This window comes from [Scytonema hofmanni] UTEX 2349 (genome assembly GCF_000582685.1).
Lineage (GTDB): Bacteria > Cyanobacteriota > Cyanobacteriia > Cyanobacteriales > Nostocaceae > Hassallia > Hassallia hofmanni.
The window spans coordinates 633,672-652,320 of the sequence record NZ_KK073769.1; the positions used below are offsets into that span (position 1 = coordinate 633,672).

At 43.1% G+C, this 18,649-nt stretch carries 14 protein-coding genes, 1 tRNA gene and 1 pseudogene; 8 read left to right on the plus strand and 8 right to left on the minus strand.

From position 1 onward, the window contains the following. Window positions 1–49: 49 nt before the first annotated feature. The 4 genes from TOL9009_RS0132940 to TOL9009_RS0132955 all read right to left on the minus strand — a co-directional run bounded on the left by TOL9009_RS0132940 (window position 50) and on the right by TOL9009_RS0132955 (window position 4,163). Window positions 50–421: a hypothetical protein gene (locus tag TOL9009_RS0132940; protein ID WP_029637625.1), complete on the minus strand. Its 372-nt coding sequence runs from the start codon at window positions 419–421 to the stop codon at window positions 50–52. Between the two features lie 150 nt (window positions 422–571). Beyond that, on the minus strand, window positions 572–1,438 hold the full coding sequence (locus TOL9009_RS0132945; RefSeq protein WP_029637626.1) for an NACHT domain-containing protein: 867 nt from the start codon (window positions 1,436–1,438) through the stop codon (window positions 572–574). A gap of 13 nt (window positions 1,439–1,451) precedes the next feature. Then, a complete protein-coding gene (locus tag TOL9009_RS0132950) occupies window positions 1,452–3,341 on the minus strand; it encodes an ABC transporter ATP-binding protein (RefSeq protein WP_029637627.1) in 1,890 nt (629 codons plus the stop codon). 234 nt (window positions 3,342–3,575) lie between these two features. Further along, on the minus strand, window positions 3,576–4,163 hold the full coding sequence (locus TOL9009_RS0132955) for a single-stranded DNA-binding protein (RefSeq protein ID WP_029637628.1): 588 nt from the start codon (window positions 4,161–4,163) through the stop codon (window positions 3,576–3,578). A gap of 170 nt (window positions 4,164–4,333) precedes the next feature. Here TOL9009_RS0132955 and TOL9009_RS50930 point away from each other — a divergent pair. The 4 genes and pseudogenes from TOL9009_RS50930 to TOL9009_RS41320 all read left to right on the plus strand — a co-directional run. After that, window positions 4,334–4,567, plus strand: a pseudogene (locus TOL9009_RS50930) (IS701 family transposase); the annotation flags it as partial. 338 nt (window positions 4,568–4,905) lie between these two features. Continuing rightward, window positions 4,906–8,574 carry a bifunctional diguanylate cyclase/phosphodiesterase gene (locus tag TOL9009_RS42405; RefSeq protein WP_051503182.1) on the plus strand — a complete coding sequence of 1,223 codons (3,669 nt, stop codon included), beginning with the start codon at window positions 4,906–4,908 and terminating at the stop codon, window positions 8,572–8,574. 87 nt (window positions 8,575–8,661) lie between these two features. After that, a complete protein-coding gene (locus TOL9009_RS0132965) occupies window positions 8,662–10,050 on the plus strand; it encodes a cytochrome P450 (protein ID WP_029637629.1) in 1,389 nt (462 codons plus the stop codon). A 37-nt stretch (window positions 10,051–10,087) separates the two neighbouring features. Then, window positions 10,088–10,861 carry a phytanoyl-CoA dioxygenase family protein gene (locus TOL9009_RS41320; RefSeq protein ID WP_051503233.1) on the plus strand — a complete coding sequence of 258 codons (774 nt, stop codon included), beginning with the start codon at window positions 10,088–10,090 and terminating at the stop codon, window positions 10,859–10,861. 45 nt (window positions 10,862–10,906) lie between these two features. Here TOL9009_RS41320 and TOL9009_RS0132975 read toward each other — a convergent pair whose 3' ends face one another. The 3 genes from TOL9009_RS0132975 to ruvB form a co-directional block, all read right to left on the minus strand. Beyond that, window positions 10,907–12,178, minus strand: a complete 1,272-nt coding sequence (locus TOL9009_RS0132975) for a glycosyltransferase (RefSeq protein ID WP_029637630.1) — start codon at window positions 12,176–12,178, stop codon at window positions 10,907–10,909. A 90-nt stretch (window positions 12,179–12,268) separates the two neighbouring features. Then, the gene (locus tag TOL9009_RS0132980) at window positions 12,269–13,075 is read right to left on the minus strand and encodes a tetratricopeptide repeat protein (RefSeq protein ID WP_029637631.1); all 807 of its coding nucleotides are present in this window, start codon (window positions 13,073–13,075) and stop codon (window positions 12,269–12,271) included. 155 nt (window positions 13,076–13,230) lie between these two features. Next, on the minus strand, window positions 13,231–14,325 hold the full coding sequence (gene ruvB / locus TOL9009_RS0132985; protein WP_029637632.1) for a Holliday junction branch migration DNA helicase RuvB: 1,095 nt from the start codon (window positions 14,323–14,325) through the stop codon (window positions 13,231–13,233). A 154-nt stretch (window positions 14,326–14,479) separates the two neighbouring features. Here ruvB and hisF point away from each other — a divergent pair, with 154 nt between their 5' ends. The 3 genes from hisF to TOL9009_RS0133000 all read left to right on the plus strand — a co-directional run bounded on the left by hisF (window position 14,480) and on the right by TOL9009_RS0133000 (window position 15,738). After that, a complete protein-coding gene (gene hisF / locus TOL9009_RS0132990) occupies window positions 14,480–15,250 on the plus strand; it encodes an imidazole glycerol phosphate synthase subunit HisF (RefSeq protein ID WP_029637633.1) in 771 nt (256 codons plus the stop codon). Between the two features lie 101 nt (window positions 15,251–15,351). Continuing rightward, on the plus strand, window positions 15,352–15,543 hold the full coding sequence (locus TOL9009_RS0132995; RefSeq protein WP_029637634.1) for a hypothetical protein: 192 nt from the start codon (window positions 15,352–15,354) through the stop codon (window positions 15,541–15,543). Window positions 15,544–15,665: 122 nt separating this feature from the next. Then, a tRNA-Ala gene (locus TOL9009_RS0133000) sits at window positions 15,666–15,738 on the plus strand. Window positions 15,739–16,800: 1,062 nt separating this feature from the next. Here the strand turns inward: TOL9009_RS0133000 and cas12k are convergent. After that, window positions 16,801–17,871: a type V CRISPR-associated protein Cas12k gene (cas12k, locus tag TOL9009_RS41325; RefSeq protein WP_051503183.1), complete on the minus strand. Its 1,071-nt coding sequence runs from the start codon at window positions 17,869–17,871 to the stop codon at window positions 16,801–16,803. A 517-nt stretch (window positions 17,872–18,388) separates the two neighbouring features. On the opposite strand from cas12k, the gene TOL9009_RS48095 reads away from it, so the two are divergent. Then, the coding region (locus TOL9009_RS48095) for a hypothetical protein (RefSeq protein WP_029637635.1) at window positions 18,389–18,649 on the plus strand (261 nt) is incomplete at its 3' end.

Genomic DNA, 18,649 nt, shown 5'->3' on the forward strand with positions numbered 1-18,649 from the left:
GGCGGAATCTCAACTATCTGGTGTCTGTATGGATTCTCATCAACTCCAGTTAGGCTTTCTCCACAACCAGAGCATATTGTTGGATGATGCTCAACCACCTCTGTGCATTCTTCTGGTGGGTATAAGTCACGATTTTTACCTTCATGACCTGGTTGCCCTCCCCGTTTTTTGTTACTTTTCTTTTCTCCTGCTTTTTCCCAAATCCTGGCGGGTCTGCACTAGGAGGTGATGATGAATTTTGAGATGTACGATTAGCTTTCTCTAATAGCTGTTGCTGGATTGTCAGGACTTCTGCTAATTGTTTTTCTAAGCTTTCGATTTGCTGCCCCATCCCCTCTACCAGTTTTTGGACGCTGGCTGGAGTTTTTTCCCAATCAACACGGGGTATCTGCTCGATGTAGGATAGGTGCTTTTGTTCCATAAATTTCACATTACCAGATTTTGGTCTCCCTAATTGACGATCGCCTGACAACCCCAACAATTGTTACTAAATTTGAGGAGCCCACGACGTAGCTAGATCAACCAATTAAATCGCCTGTAACTCTTATTCTCTCGTTACCCCCCTGAACGGTTACTCTGAAACAGGAACTGCTTGCTTTAAATTCTCAACCTTCTTGTCAAACTGACGAAATAGTTCTCCCCGGCTTTTAGGAACTTGCTTTGCATAATCAAAAACCTCACAAAGCATCTTCAAAATCAGAGGTGTTTGTCCCAATTCTCGCAGTCTATCCCCCAATTGTCGCAACATCTCATCCCCCTGTTGCGAAAGATATCTTGTGACAAAGGAGCGCATCTGTTGCTCGGTCAGGGGTTGCATTTCCAGTTGCTTTTTAATCCCCAAATCGCCACCTACACCCAAATCCCGTGTGGTAAAAATCATGGGTATTTGCGGGTTGTTCTCACGGAAATGTGCAACCTCCCGTCGTGCTTCATCAGATGGCAATTCGTTCAAACCATCAAAAAGCAGAAATAATTGTTCTTCAAACAGTAGGTCATCAATGTTATCCGTACTCAGCCGTAACTTGTGCCTGCGGAAGACCTTCTGGATTAAATCTACAACAGAAGTGCCCCAACTGCGAAGTTCAATTAAAACAGGGATTTTTCGCTTTTCTGGTTTTAAACATAGCTTTGCTTCTTCCCACAACAACTGCTGTAATGCTGTGGATTTTCCCGAACCTGGTTTACCTACCAATAATACATGCTGATTAGCATATTCACGGATATGTTCTAGGACGGGAAACGGCTCGACTTTCTCCTGTTTTTTTGCAAAAGGCATTCCATTAGACTTTTTAGGTTGCGGTGTTTGCACCATCAACCCCATGTCGTAGAAATGCTTTTTATCTTGTGTATCAGTCAGCGTGTAAAAATTTGACGATCGCCCAAAATTATCAGCGATCGCCTGAAAATACTCCTCAAACTCTAAATTGGCAACAGCCATGCAGTCATAAATCTTACAACGCTCGTAATTGTCGCTTTTGCACCCTTTCCGCACTGCCGGTAGGAATCGAAGCAATCAACCTTTGCGTGTATTCTTCCTTCGGTTCGCGGTAGATGTTCTCGGCTATACCTTGTTCGACAATTTCACCGCGATTCATTACCAAAATGCGATCGCTCATAAATTTCACCACACTCAAATCGTGGGAAATAAATATATAAGTCAAGTTAAAATCATCTTGCAATTCTTTCAGCAAATTCAACACCTGCGCTTGTACCGAAACATCCAGCGCGGAAACTGATTCATCGCAAATGATAAACTTGGGATTTAACGCCAAAGAGCGGGCAATACAAATTCTTTGACGTTGACCACCAGAAAATTGATGAGGATAGCGCTTAATCGCGTCTGCACTTAATCCTACCCTCTCCAAAAGTTCCGCTACTCGTTCTCTGCGTTGTTTCGTCGTCTTGCCCACAGAGTGAATTAACAACGGTTCCATAATTGCGTCCCCAACCTTCATCCGGGGGTCAAGCGCACTAAAGGGATTTTGAAAGACTATTTGCATTTGCCGGCGCAGTTTTTGCAACGGTTCACCTTTGAAGTTAGTAATATCTTGTCCCTCAAAGATAATCTCACCGCTCATCGGCTCAATTAATCGCAGTAAAGTTCTACCAAGGGTGGTTTTTCCACAACCTGATTCTCCCACTAATCCGAGTGTTTCCCCAGGTTTCACATCAAAAGAAACGCCGTTAACTGCCATAGTGTAGCGTGTCGTTTTGCCAAATACACCCCGCACTGGGAAACCAACTTTCAAATCGCGGACTTCCAACAGCGGTTTCTGTTGGTTGAGGTTTGCTAATCTGGCAGTAATTTCTTCTCTGCTAACTTCTATGGGGGTTAGCGGTTCTTTGGCTTGAATTACCATTTGTCCGTTTGGTGTTTCTTCTACACTCATGTAGTCGGAAACGGTGAGGAGTTTTTGCGGATGGCTGTCAAGTGAGGGGCGACAAGCAACTAAGCCTTTAGTATAAGGATGTTGGGGATTGTTAAAAATTTGCGATGCTAGTCCATATTCGACAATTTTACCTTTGTACATCACCGCTACAGAGTCGGCAACTTCCGCGATTAATCCTAAATCGTGGGTGATAAAAATCATTCCCATGTCGCGACGCTGCTGCAATTCGCGCATCAATTCGAGAATTGTTGCTTGGACTGTCACATCTAAAGCTGTGGTGGGTTCGTCTGCAATCAATAGTAAGGGATTGCAGGAAATTGCCATTGCAATCATTACCCGTTGCAACTGACCACCAGAAAGTTGATGCGGGTAGCGTTCCAGCATTGCGTCTTTGTGTTGCTTGATTAACTCTGTAAGTTGTCGCTCATCTAGTGGGTTTGATGAGTTAACAGAAGTTTGTTTCCAGGTTTCGAGATATTGCTCTTTTATTTTCTCATCGCTGGGAAGGAGTTTTACTTCTTGTAAACCTGCGATCGCTTTTTGTTTTGCTTCACCTTGCGACACTTTCTGATGTCGCATAATCGCTTCGGTTAGCTGAAACCCTATATTATATACTGGATTGAGCGAACTCATCGGTTCTTGAAAAATCATGGCGATATCACCACCCCGATAAAGCTGCATTTGCTGTGGGGGTAACTCCACCAAGTTGACTGGTGCGGCATTTTCCTGATGACGAAACCAGATTTCACCACCACTTATTCTTCCCGGAGTCTGCACCAAACCCATCACAGCTAAAGATGTAACTGATTTTCCGCTTCCCGACTCTCCCACTATTCCTAGAGTCTCCCCGCGATGCAACTCAAAGGAAATACCATCTACAGCTTTGACGCTGTTGCCATCATCGGAAAATTCAACTTGTAGATTGCGAACCTCTAGGATAGTTTCTCTCATAGGAATCGGGTATTAATGGTGACTTACTAAATTTAAAATTATCTGGATTTTAACTGTGCTTTTGTAATCAGGTGGACTGATTTTTTTGATTGTTACACCTTTGGTAGGAAATTATGCATTATATATGACAATTTTTCTTAAAATTTAACGGATGTAGCAAATAAAGCTGCGAAAACTAGCCTGACGCTACATCCGTTATCAACTCAGATACAATTCCCAAGAACCACTTTCCGCTTAAAAGGGAATATCGTCTATATCTTCGTTTTGTGCCGGTGCGGTATAAGCATTGCGATCGCTATTTTTCGCACTTTGTTTAGGTTCTTCGTCAAAATCATCTTCCGAAAGAGGGGGAAACTCTTTCTTAGCTTCCGTGGGTGTGGAAACCTGCGGTTGATAACTGGGTACAGTTTTTTGGGGAGTTGCAACCGGAGAAGCTTCCCGATAGTTTGTTGCAGCTGCCACGGGGACTTCTGATTGTCGTTGAGTAGTTTCTATTCTTGGTGAGGAACTAATATCAAAACCTGTTCCCAATGCATGAATGCGTTGCACTGTCAACTCAGCACGTTTTTCTTTGAAACCTTCTCGACGTTCGATGGTATGCATTCCTAAGCGTCCTTCGATGAGAATGCGATCGCCTTCGTGGTAGTTTTGCTGAATTTCTTTGGCGATGTTACCCCAGCCTACCACCTTCAGCGTTGCTGGGGGGTCATCGGGGCGCATTCCCGGAAACCGCACCAGCATTTCGCTGATTTCCAGGTTATCTGAGGTGTAGCGAAGTTGGGGATTTTCCACGATTTCCGCCATCAAAATACAACTGTTCATTAATTACTCCGTTTGTGATAAATGGGGCTATATATGTTTTATTTTCGACAATTTTTTTGATTTATTAATAAATTCCCTGTTTTTGACGATTGTGCATTTATTAATCTTAATTATCTCATAGTACTATTGTACCATATCAAATTACCTCAAGTCCTTTGTAAAAGTACTGTTTTTTGAGAAGACTGGACGAATATACAGGTGTTGAATCATATCAATGCCGTAAAAGTCGCATTCAAAGAAATCATATAGAACAGTGCAATTTTAGTTTGGCTTAAACTCAAAAACTTAGGCTACAAAACTAGTCAAACAATTTACACTCATTAAATAGGGTTTGAAGCTGTTTGCTATCTAATTATTTGATTCAGCAATTGAAGCGACCGGATGTTACTATGTTTATCGTCTAGTTGGGTGGGTGTAGCGTGCCGTAGCTTGTTACAAGAAAGGCAGAAGTTCGAGGGCAGAAGGCACTTATGTTAGGAGTATCAATTAAAACTTACTTTGTGGGTTTAAAGCCCAGTTGAAACAAATAATTATACTCAAGATGGCTTGCACGGACGGTATAAAACGTCCTTGTTTCAATCCCACTATGAGTAAGGGTGGGTTGCCTTCTGCCTTCTGCCTCCAGCATAAGTGCCTTCTGAAAGTTGCGTAAGTGCTGGTCGAGTTAGCACCTATCTATTGCAAAAATTTGGGAGAATTGTTTAATAGGTATAATTAATTACTATATTTTTAAAATAAAGTGATGCTGGAATTTGGGAAAAGCCCTCTTGCTTATAAACAGTTTATTCCCCACGGTTATTGCTATCTTTGGAAACCAGACTTATTGGGGCTGCATATTTTATCCGACAGTTTAATTGCGATTGCTTATTTTTCCATTTCCATCACGCTACTTTATTTTGTCCGCAAGCGCCAAGATTTACCCTTCAATAGGGTATTTCTATTATTTGCAATATTTATTCTTACTTGTGGCACTACCCACATAATGGAGATTTGGACGCTCTGGTATCCAACTTATTGGTTGAGTGGTTGCATCAAAGCTATTACAGCCCTAATTTCACTGTACACAGCTTGTGAACTTATACCTTTGATACCAAAAGTACTTGCTCTCCCCAATTCTGCACAACTGGAGGCAGCCAATCAAGAACTGGAGCGGGAAATCAGCATACGCAAACAGGCAGAACTCGCACTAGAAGAGCGTGAAGCTATGTTGCGGCGAATTAGCGATAATCTGCCCAATGGGGCAATTTATAAAGTAATCCGCGAAGTGGATGGCAGCGATCGCTTTTGTTATATCAGCGCGGGAATTGAAAGACTGATGGAAGTCAGGGCAGAAGATGTACTGAAAGATTCAAGTTTGCTCTATCGCCAGTTTATCCCAGAGGACGCACCACTCCTCCAGGCAGCAGTCGATGAATCTTTGCGGAATCTCTCGGTGTTTGATATACAACTGCGAATCCAAACACCCAGCGGTCAGCTTAAATGGTTGCATTTTCGTTCCACACCACGCCAATTAGAGGATGGTCGCGTAGTTTGGGATGGGCTGGTGGTGGATGTCACCGACCTCAAACGCGCTGAAGAAACACTACGTAAAAGTGAAACCTTATTAGAAGAATCCCAGCGAGTTGCTCGTCTCGGTAATTGGGAGTTTGATATTCCCACTGGCAAAATTACTTGGTCAAAGCAGCTTTTCGCCCTCTTTAATCGAGATCCGGCACTTCTTGAGCCGGACTATCAAGAAAATCTTCAGTTATACCACCCAGAGGATCGAAAAAAACTAGACCAAGCCATTGAGCGGGCAATGTCAACTGGCGAATCTTACAAACTCATTCTGCGCGCGTCTGAAACTGACGGGTCTATTATTTATATTAAGGGGATTGGACATGCAGAATTCAACACCGATGGAAAAGTAATTCGCCTCTATGGAACTGCCCAAGATGTTACAGAACGGCAACAAGCATTCAACGAACGTCAACAAGCAGAAGTAGCCTTAGCCAAAAGTGAAGAACAACTCAGGCTAACGATGGAATTTAACCAAATCGCTAGTTTTGATTGGGATTTGCTTAAGGGGACAGTCATCTGGAACGACAACCACTATCGTTTGTTAGGGTTAGAACCACAAATATCATCAGCGAGATATCAGCTATGGCGCGATGCTGTTCATCCAGAGGATATTGACCGAGTTGAACAGACTATATTTAGCGCCCTGACTAAGCGTATTACTTATGAAGCTGAATATCGGGTGATTCATCCCGATGGCAAGGTGCGCTGGTTGGCGGGAAAAGGACGCAGTATTTACAACGAAGCAGATAAACCTGTGCGGATGTTGGGTGTGATGATTGATATTACCGATCGCAAGCACGCAGAAATTGCTCTCAAACAAAGTGAAATTCGCTACCGTGCCATTGTCGAAGATCAGACTGAACTGATTACCCGATATTTAGCAGACGGCACACTCACCTTTGTCAACCAAGCTTATGCACTTTATTTTGGGCGATCGCCAGAGGAACTGATCGGCAGCCGTTATCAACCCATTATCTTTGAGGCAGATCGGGAGCGAGTTGCTCAATTAGTCGCTTCAATTAGTGCCGATAATCCTGTTGTCATCATTGAGAATCGCGTGCTTGTGGCTTCGGGGGTGCGTTGGACTCAGTGGCATAATCGGATGCTATTTGACGAGGAAGGATGCTTTATAGAATTTCAATCGGTGGGACGCGATATCACAGCCCTCAAGCAAATCGAAGAAACTCTTTTTCAAGAAAAAGAATTAGCTCAGGTGACGTTGCAATCCATCGGAGATGCAGTTATTACTACAGATGCGTTTAGCAAGATTCAATACCTCAATCCGGTTGCAGAATCTGTACTCGGATGTAGTCAAGCATCCGCACAAGGATTGCCGTTACTAGAAGTCCTTAGAATAGTGCATGAAACGACACGGGAGCCAGTTCAGAACCCAATTGAGCAAGCGTTACAGGAAAATCGAATTGTGGCTTTAGCAAACCATACCGTCTTAATTGCTCGGAATGCTCAAGAGATTGCCATTGAAGATTCAGCCGCACCCATTCGCAATCGTGAGGGACAAATTATTGGCGCGATTATGGTGTTTCATGACGTGACTCAAAACCGCAAGCTTTCGCGTCAGCTATCCTGGCAGGCAAGTCATGATGCTTTAACCGGATTGGTGAATCGCCAGGAGTTTGAGCGGCAGGTTGAACAAGCATTGCGCCTTGCTAAGTTAGACTATCAGATTCATGCGTTGTGCTATTTGGATCTCGATCGCTTTAAAATCGTCAATGATACCTGTGGTCATGCGGCTGGAGACGAATTACTGCGCCAAATTACTGTCCTATTACAGGAGAAGATTCGGAAAACTGACACACTGGCACGCTTAGGGGGCGATGAATTTGGCGTATTGCTCAGTCAGTGTACACTAGAGCAAGCTTTGCAATTAGCCAATGAGCTGCGTGAGTGTGTTCAAGAGTTCCGGTTTGTTTGGCAAGAGCAGATATTCTTAATTGGAGCAAGTATCGGCTTGGTCGGTATCGACATGAATAGCGAGAGCCTTGCAGAGATTATCAGTACGGCTGACGCAGCTTGCTATACCGCGAAGAACCGGGGGCGCAATCGCGTGTACGTTGCTCAGACTGACGACCAGGAGCGACTGCAACAGCGTGGGGAGATGCAGTGGGCTAGCCGGATTTCTCAAGCCTTGGAAAATAATTGGTTTTGTCTCTATGCTCAAACCATTGCCCCTACCACCCGGACAGCTGAAAACGCCGACCATTATGAAGTGCTGCTGCGGCTCCGGGATCAGCAGGGAAATTTAGTGTTGCCGATGGCGTTTATTCCCGCAGCAGAACGTTACAACTTGATGCACCTGATTGATCGGTGGGTGATTCGGACTTTGTTTAGGAATTGGTCAACGTTCGTTAGGGATGAACAAAGCATCTATGCGATTAACCTTTCTGGCTCTAGCATCAACGACGATCAGTTTATTAACTTCCTGTATGAGCAGTTTACCCTACACCCCATCTCACCCCAACGCATTTGCTTTGAGATTACCGAAACTGTGGCGATCGCCAACCTCAGAAAAGCCCGCCAGTTCATTCAACAACTTCAACAGATGGGCTGTCGCTTCGCGTTGGACGATTTTGGGGTGGGGATGTCGTCGTTTGCCTATCTCAAGTCTCTGCCTGTGGATTACCTCAAAATTGACGGAAGCTTTATTCGTAACATTGTCGAGAATCCTGTGGATGATGCGATCGTCAGAGCAATCACGCACATTAGCAGTGCGATCGGTATTCAGACCATCGCGGAATTTGTGGAGAATGACGCGATTTTAGAGCGAATTACGGCACTAGGAATTGATTACGCACAGGGATATGGCATTGCAGCACCTCACCCATTGGGTTAGATATAGCCTGTTCCGGTAGCTGGGACTGTATGTGCTTCATAATATAAGAATTGAAGTCTTCACGACGAATTTATAAGGAGGTGAAAAATGCCTGCACTTAAACTGCCCGATGGTCCTCAGACTCACCCTTGGATACAGACGTTTCAGTGGATGACTAATCCTCTAGAATACATGGAAGCCTGTGCCAAACGCTATGGCGATATCTTCACTCTACGGATCGGTCCTGTTTTTAGTCCTCAAGTATTCATTAGCAACCCCCAAGCAATTCAGCAGATTTTTACCACAGATCCAAAACAGTTGGACTCTGGTGAACCGGCGGGTATTAAATCGCCTTTATTAGGACGGCAATCACTACTAGCTCTAGAAGGTAAGCCTCATCAGCGACAACGAAAGCTATTGACACCACCGTTTCATGGAGAAAGAATGCTGGCTTATGGTCAGTTAACCCGCGAGATTACAGAGCAAGTAATTAGTCAATGGCAGGTTGGGGAATCCTTTTCAGTGTTGCCATATATGCAAGAAATCTCCTTAGAGGTGATTTTGAAAGCTGTATTTGGTCTAGTAGATGGGCGACGTTATGAAAAACTCAAGGAAGTGCTGCTGGAAATCCTAAATCCCAAGCAACCTTTCGTTACAGCAATGATGCTTGTTTTCCCATCATTCCAACGAGATTTAGGTTCTTGGAGTCCTTGGGGTATATTCCTGCGTTTACGAGAGCAAATGGATGAACTTATATATGCTGAAATTCGCGATCGCAAAGAGCAACCTGACCCATCTCGGACTGATATCCTATCTTTGATGATGGCAGCTCGTGATGAAGAGGGGCAGCCGATGACTGATGTAGAGTTACGCGATGAGTTAATTACCCTCTTGGCGGCGGGTCACGAAACTACAGCAACTACCTTAGCATGGTCTTTGTACTGGATTCACCATTTGCCAGAAGTGCGTGCAAAACTACTGCAAGAACTAGATAGCCTGGGTGAAAACCCCGATCCAAATGCTATTTTGCGTTTACCCTATTTGAATGCTGTTTGTTCGGAAACCCAGCGCCTGTATCCAGTGGTAATATTGGCATTAAATCGCTTGGTAAAATCACCTCTAGAAATCATGGGTCATGAGTTGAATCCTGGTACTTTGGTGATTCCTTGCATTTATCTGACCCATCATCGAGAAGATTTATATCCCCAGTCGAAGCAATTTAAGCCAGAGCGTTTTCTGGAACGGCAGTTTTCCACTTCTGAGTATTTGCCTTTTGGTGGTGGGAACCGTCGCTGTATTGGGATGGCATTTGCTCTGTTTGAGATGAAGGTAGTTTTAGCAACAGTGCTGTCTCACTGGCAAATGGAACTGGCTGATAGCAAACCAGTGCAGCCAGTGCGTAAGGGTTTCCTATTTAGCCCAGGAGGGGGTGTGCAGATGGTGGTGACAGGGAAACGCCAGCAAAATCAGGCAATTCGAGAGACTAGTTTTGTTTAGAAAGTTTGCGAATGCGATCGCCAAGGAGGCATTTACCATGAAAGACGTTGCAAATCTAGTAGATGAAATTATTGCAGGAAAAGGTTATGTCCTGATTCCTGAAGTGTTAAATCCGACACAGGCACAAGAAGCGCGATCGCTTGTTCTCCAACTAGCCGAGAAAGAGAAACTGCAAGGAAAAGTTTTGCTTGACGAACAAAGAGAACGAGTATACGGCTTAGTGTATAAGGGCGAAATTTTCGAGTTGATGGTACAGCACCCAATGGTGATCGCAGTCATTGAAGCCATTTTGGGCAAAGATATGACTCTGGGTGGTTTCTCCGCTCATATCCTCAACCCTGGTGCAACAAAAATGGGGGTACACGTAGACTATCCTTATTGGACTATGAAGCCACCATTTCCTCCTTATCCTGTGATGGAGATTCAACTAATTTGGATGGTTGAAGATTTCACACAGGAGAATGGTGCCCCTGTTTTTGCGCCAGGTAGTCAGAAGCTTTGCAGTCCGCCGGACTTAGTGCAATTTTCAAAAATCGGTCAAAAAGTAACTGGCAAGGCTGGTTCTGTGGTGATTTCCCACGGTCTTTGTTGGCATGATACCTCTGTTAATTCTAGTGTTCAACCAAGAGTGTCAATCCTTGGTAACTATGCTCCTAAGTATGTTCGTCCGCTAGAAAACCCGTTGCATGATATGCAGCAAGAAGTTTTAGATCGTGCCAGTCCAAAGCTTAAACAGCTACTTGGGTACGAATTTAAATCAGCCCTTTACAAGGATGTCAAAAGAATCCGTGCCGGAAATTGGAACGACTAATCAAAAAAATGCTGAAAATCTCTAAAAAGTTGTTTTAGACATTTTCTAAGAAACAACAGGCTTCCCTGTAGATACAGCCTGTTCCACAATATCAATGGCTCGACTCACCCCACCTGCTCGTTGAATTGCCTCTTGTAACCTAACTGCATTCTGTTTATAAGAATCTTCCGTCAACACTTTTTGGATAGCAGTTCGCAGTTTAGGAACATTCACACGACTCAGGGGTATAGCCTCACCAGCACCAGCCCAAGCTACACGCGCTGCTACTCCTGGTTGATCGTTAGCAACGGGAATGGCAACTATTGGTACCCCATTATTTAAGGACTCCAAAGTAGTATTCATCCCCGCGTGGGTAATGGTGAGAGCCGCTTTTTGCAGCAATTCCAATTGGGGTGCATAACCAACAACTAGCGGATTTCCCGGCAAACTTCCCACAGCCTCTGGAGTTGCAGAACCACCTAACGAAATCACTAGTTGGGCATCCAAATCATTACAAGCTTCGGCAATAGATTTGAAAACTCCCAATAGGCGATTTTGGACAGTCCCCATTGAAGCGTAAATTAAGGGTTGTCCAGTTAATTTTTCATCAGGAAAATCAGGAACTTCCCGACCAGTTGGACTATGATAAGGACCTGTGAAATGGAACCACTGGGGCAAATTTTCCCTTGGAAATTCCAATTGGGCAGGCTGTTGACTAATTTGAGCTAGTAGAGAATAATTTTCATTGGCACTAAAGTGTGGGGGTAACTTCCACTCTCGGCGATAGTCAGCTATTACCTCTCTAATTGGTTTGCCAATGCGATCCAACAACTTATAACCCACCTTGTTACGTAGTTTTGCCCACCAAGCTTGGTTATAGCCCCAGTTTGTCATAAACGGGGGAACACTCTCTTCTCGATTAAGTACTACAGCACTGCAAACTGTAATAAAGGGAAGTCCTAAAAAGTCTGCAACAGTTCCTCCCTCTGGCGTAACTTGGTCTACTAAAAGTGCCTCCACACCCGCTTCTTTAATTGCTGGTGGTGCATCCCTGAGCATAACATCTGCCCCTTCTTTGAGCAGATTGACGGTATATTTCAATGCAGCAAGTCCACTCAACTTCCCCAACTTAGCCAAGGATTCTGACCTTACCCCAGAAGGAAACTGAGATTCGCCGATCGCCCGAAATTCTAATCCTGCGGCTAGTGTCTGCGGTTGAGCATCCGAAAAGGCGAATAGAGTAACTTGATGACCGCGATTTTGCAGTTCTTTTCCCAAGGGAAGCATAGTGTTGAGATGACCAGTTGATGCTGGACAAATCAGTCCAAAATGAGTCATAGTTCTTGCTTCTGGCTAATTATAATGATGTATACCAGAAAATAGGTACATAAGAACAAAGAAAAGGAATTTTTGTTGATTTGGAAGTGCCTACTTCAGTTTCAAAAACTTATCTAAAGCTGATATCATACTGGGGGGCCATCTGCGGATATTTTTCACCCAGCTAATATCTTTGTAGCGTCTATCAAGTCCATAAGCTGCGACCCAGTTACTTTCCGCCTCACCTTTTTGTCCACTTACCCAGTAAGCTGCGGTCAGCGCTGCACGCATATCGGCAAATTTGGGATATTTGCGGACAATGTTTTTCATTTGTTTAATAGCTTGCTCTTTTTCCCCTGTTTCATAAAGAGCGAGAGCATAATTAGCACGAGCAAAGGCGAAATTTGGGGCGATTTCATTTGCTTTTTGATAGTCTGCGATCGCCTCTCCCCATTTCCCTAAACCCGCTTTCGCATTTCCGCGATTATTATACGCCATCGCATCTTTAGGGTCAAGCTCTAGCAAATGATTATAATCAGCTAAAGCTTCGTCCCATTTTCCCAATCCTTCCAACGCTGTACCGCGATTCAAATAAGGATCGGTGGCATTTGGAGCAAGTTCTATCGCTTTGTTATAATCTGCGATCGCTTCAAGCAACTTATTCTGACTTACTCTCGAATTTCCCCGATTACTCCATATTGCCGGATTTTGAGGAAATTGCTCGATAATCTCTGTCCAGTACTTTTCAGCAGTAACAAAATCACCTTTATCAGTAGCAGCAAAAGCCTTCTTCGCCAACTCATCCCCTTTTTGTAACTGTTCTTCCGTAATTTGGGGCAGTTGAGATTGTGCCATAACTGGTTTACCCAATCCAAACACAAGCAGCAAACTTAACAAAATAGCAATTAACTTAATCATCGGTGTCTATCTAAATTCCTAATTCTTGCTAGAGACGTTCCGCCGGAACATCTCTACAAAGGCGGGTTTCAATGTTAAAATCATACGTTGTTCAGAACCCTTGTAGAGACGCGAAATTTCTTGTAGAGACGCGAAATTTCGCGTCTCTACATTGTTTACAAAAGAGACATCTGCTCATTCGGCGCTGTAAAGCCCAAATGCTTGTATGCTGCTTTTGTGGCTGTTCTTCCACGGGGAGTACGACTTAAATAGCCAATTTGCATTAAATAGGGTTCGTAAACTTCTTCTATTGTTTGGGTATCTTCACCCGTTGCTGCGGCAATGGTTTCTAAACCTACAGGTCCACCATTAAAGTTTTCAATTATCACACTCAACATTTTTCTATCTGTCCAATCCAAACCGCAAGGATCAACTTGGAATAGTTGCAATGCTTCGGCTGCTACGATTTCGGTTATCTCACCAGCTTGTTTAACTTCCGCAAAATCACGTACTCGCCTTAGTAGCCTATTTCCAATTCTTGGTGTTCCTCGCGAACGACGGGCAATTTCTGTGGCACCATCTTTAGTCATGGGGGTTTGGAGTAATTGAGCGGTGCGTTGTATAATCTGGGTCATTTCCTCGACTTCGTAAAATCGCAGCTTTTGAACTAAGCCAAAGCGATCGCGTAATGGTGAAGTTAAAGCACCCACACGGGTTGTTGCCCCCACCAATGTAAATTTAGAAAGTGGTATACTCCGAATTCGCGCACTCGAACCTTTACCCACGGTGATATCTAAGCGATAATCTTCCATCGCTGGATAGAGAATTTCCTCAGTCATCCGCGAAAGGCGATGAATTTCATCAATAAAGAGAACATCCCCAGGCTTTAGATTCACTAATAGCCCAACAATATCTCTAGGACGTTCTAGTGCCGGCGCACTCGTGATTTTGTAATTTACCCCCATTTCTGATGCTAAAATCATTGCCATTGTCGTTTTACCCAATCCTGGCGGACCGTATAAAAGTAAGTGATCCAACACTTCACTTCTGGATTGCGCTGCCTTGATGGCAATTTCTAGCACATCTTTTAAGTCTTTTTGCCCAATGTAATCGGCAAATCTGTGTGGACGAATCCCAACTTCAAGCTTACCTTCATCAACAGCAGCTTCTGGTTGCAAAATATCTGGTTTTGCAGTAACTTTCGTCTCGTGAGACTCTTTTGGTTGTTTGTTAGGTTCTTGAGGTTGTTTTTTAGAGGAGATAATCGCCATAATTGCTGCTATCAACGTTTACTGCACGACTTCTGAGCGCCACCCATCTGTAGTATGAGTATAAATACGGGTGATAAAATACGGGTTTTGAAATCAACTCATAAGCTTTAAAATTTAATTTCCGAACAATTAAGAAAAAATTGGCAGACTTACTATGTTATCTAAAAGAATCTTACCGTGCCTTGATGTCAAGGCGGGACGGGTTGTAAAAGGAGTTAACTTTGTCAATCTTCAGGATGCTGGTGATCCCGTAGAACTGGCAAAGGTTTACAACGAAGCTGGTGCTGATGAGTTAGTGTTTCTAGATATTACGGCGACTCATGAAGACAGAGGTATTATTCTTGATGTAGTTTACCGCACCGCTGAACAGGTCTTTATTCCTCTAACTGTGGGTGGAGGAATTCAAACCTTAGAAAATGTTAAAGCTTTGTTACGAGCGGGGGCAGATAAAGTTAGTATTAATTCTGCGGCGGTACGCGACCCAGGTTTAATTAATCGGGCAAGCGATCGCTTTGGTAATCAATGCATTGTGGTTGCTATTGATGCCAGAAGCCGAAAAGACCCAAATAACCCTGGTTGGGATGTCTATGTACGCGGAGGAAGGGAAAATACGGGTAAGGATGCTCTACTTTGGGCAGAAGAAGTCGAAAAACGAGGTGCAGGTGAACTGTTGGTGACAAGTATGGATGCTGATGGTACTCAAGCTGGGTATGATTTAGATTTAACCAGCGCGATCGCCCAAGCCGTCCAAATCCCAGTAATTGCATCTGGTGGCGCGGGAACATGTGAACATATTTACGATGCTCTCACAAAAGGTCAAGCAGAAGCCGCATTACTGGCATCACTTTTACATTACGGGCAATTAAGTGTAGCGGAAATTAAAAATTATTTGCGCGATCGCTCTCTGCCAGTAAGAATAGTATAGTGATCGTAGATTTTTCACATAACCACATCTATCTAAGGTTAGATACAGTACCTGAGAACAGTGTTAATATTAATAAACAAGTATTAATAAATTTTAAAAAAATGTTGATTCCTATTTTAGTATTTGATGTGGCGCTAGTGGCATGGTCACTGCACCTAATGGAAAAAGCTTTTCAGGATAAAGAGTTTTCTTTAATGTTGGCAGGTACATTGGTTGCTTTAGCTGCTGCCGCTATGTTAGTAGTTTATTTCCTTATGGGGCACTGTATGAGCTATCTGTTGCAAGTATCTTAAGATAGTGTTTCATAGCCGTGTGTTTTATTAGGTTGAGATATTTGAAGTAATTGGCGAAGCGCGATTCATAATAATCTTGACAAAGCGCCAATTATTAAGATATAATCAGAAACGCATGACAAGGGGGTATAGCTCAGTTGGTAGAGCGCTGCAATGGCATTGCAGAGGTCAGCGGTTCGAACCCGCTTACCTCCATTGTTGTAAATTCGCAAATTATATGTCGCAATTCGCAAATTAGTGTCGCGATTGGCACATTAATGTCGCTTTGGTGGTTTTTATGTAGGTAATTTAATTACACTAACTTTTCGCAAATTAATGTCGCAGACTGTCTTGATCTCAAGTCATAGAGCGACAAATTATTTGTCGCCCTAATAGCTAGATGTCGAATAACAGATTAATGTCGTTATTAACAAATTAGTGTCGTCTAAACAAACATAGTAAACGTTAACAAAATAATGTCGTCGAAAAGAAAGCATTATTATTTAAGCTCGTAGTGTTCAATTATTCTAAAGTTCTGAAATCAATGATGCCATTGTAGCGCTCCTTTCAACCCTCTCAGAAAAATTTGAAAGATTTGAATCTTCTATTATTAATACACTCCTAGCCGGGATGGTAGTTGAAACTGCAAGGCTAATCTCTAGCGATGACCGCCAGAAATATTTCAACCCACCCCTAGCCGGGATGGTTGTTGAAACCACTAGATAGCCGATTGATGCGGGGGATTGTGGCTTTCAACCCACCCCTAGCCGGGATGGTTGTTGAAACTCGACCCGTCTAGAACCCTTGCTATAAAAGCTTTCCATACACATAATTTGGCAGGTCTGCTTAAAAAGTCTCGAACTGAAAATTAAAAAACTAAATGCATTGACATACTAGTTTCTTAAGTCAAGACTGGATAAGGGTTTTAAAGTTTTGGCGGGACTCCAGGGATTTTGCCCCCGCTTTGACACGCCAAAAAAATATTTGAGAGGGTTCCCCCGACCGACGAAGGGGGTGATTCAGTAGCCACCACTGTGGTAATCCACACCGTTATAAATAACGACTATGGCTAAAAGCCTTACTCCTTATTGCTGGGAGCGCACCTATCCTGTCTTGCGACAGCAGCATCAGAAGCGGGCAGCTACCAGGGTCAGAAAGCATGACGGTCTGACAACCGCCAAAAACTAACCCAGATTTTTCACAGTACAGCGGCTCCAAAGAGCATGAACTGCGGCGCTGTTATATCCATATTATATTTTCAAGGTTCAGATTAGTGAATTAAACTAAAGCGGCTCGACGTTCTTGGTAAGCAAAGACAGCTAAATCTCGTGCTTTTTCTTCTGGACTACCCCTGATTTGGTGTGTCCCAATTTCAGTAGAGATTCCGGCTTTTGCAGCTTGGGATTTAATACTCTCAATTAATCGACCGTAACTCCAGCGATGAATGCTCATACGATATTCTTTGGCATATTTTTGTTGAGCTTCCTTGTAACCAGGACATTTCTTTTCTGCTCTGGATTGGATTTCGCTACTGATTTGCTCACGCATATCGCGGAGTTTTGGGATAACTATGCTGCCTGCTTTATAGGTTTTGGCGATCGCAATAATTTCTTTTGCCAACAATCTATCTACGTATTGCCCTAACTCAGATTCTCCAAAATCGTTTAGAGCAAACTGTTTTTGAGCTTTGTGACGTTCATGAGATAGGCGTTGCTGTTGTTGTCGCTGACGATTTAGGAGATTGTAATTTTTTCCAAGTAGTTGTTTAGTACTGCGATATGCCAAAACTTTATTGTTGGCAGCATCTACCACAGCTACCGTTGCAGGTTTATCCAGTCCAAAACTAACACCAACAATAATATTAGATTTACCTTGATACAGAGGTTGACTGGGACGACCAGGAAAGGGGTTGTTCAGTTTTTGCCTCTGAGTTCGCTCACGTTGTAGATGAGTTAGCTGTTTTTGAGTGAGATCACGTTCTTGTTCCATCTTACGGATGGTTTTCTCAGTTTTAACGATTTTTTCAGTGCGAACCAGTTCTGTTTCCTCTTCTGTCCACAAGCGTGTCTCTATAGAGCATTGAAGAATCAAGCGGTTAACCTTCCAAGGTGCGCCTATACCTTTTCTTTCTTGCCAGAGTAGACGTGCAGAACGAAGAAAAAATAAGCCAGAAGAATAGGTTTCTTCGTTATCATGCCAAACTTGCCAATCCTGGCAGAAGCGTTGAAAATAATTACGCTGGCGAGAACCACAACAAATATAAAATTCCGGATTAATGATATTTTTCTTCAAGCCATTAAACTTAACAAAAATACGACCTGGTTTGTTTTTCAGATTCAACCAATTCACATCTCTTTTAGGTAACCATCCCCTTTGGAAATAAAGATATTTAATGAAACTGTATAAACCAGATTCTATTAACTGCTTTAAAAAACCTATCTGCCAAACTAGGATGATATTTTTTATTTTAGGTAAGCATTCATTTGGGAAATAAAGATACTTAATGAAACTGTATGAACCGGATTCTATTAACTGCTTTAAAAAATATATCTGCCAAACTAGGATGATGTTTTTTATTTTAAGTAAGCATTCATTCGGGAAATAAAGATACTTAATGAAACTGTATGTTCCGGATTCTATTAACTGCTTTAAAAAATATATCTGCCAAACTAGGATTACCTTTTTCTTAATGTCATCATCATTAGAATATATGTAACCGTTCAGGGGGGTAACGAGAGAATAAGAGTTACAGGCGATTTAATTGGTTGATCTAGCTACGTCGTGGGCTCCTCAAATTTAGTAACAATTGTTGGGGTTGTCAGGCGATCGTCAATTAGGGAGACCAAAATCTGGTAATGTGAAATTTATGGAACAAAAGCACCTATCCTACATCGAGCAGATACCCCGTGTTGATTGGGAAAAAACTCCAGCCAGCGTCCAAAAACTGGTAGAGGGGATGGGGCAGCAAATCGAAAGCTTAGAAAAACAATTAGCAGAAGTCCTGACAATCCAGCAACAGCTATTAGAGAAAGCTAATCGTACATCTCAAAATTCATCATCACCTCCTAGTGCAGACCCGCCAGGATTTGGGAAAAAGCAGGAGAAAAAGAAAAGTAACAAAAAACGG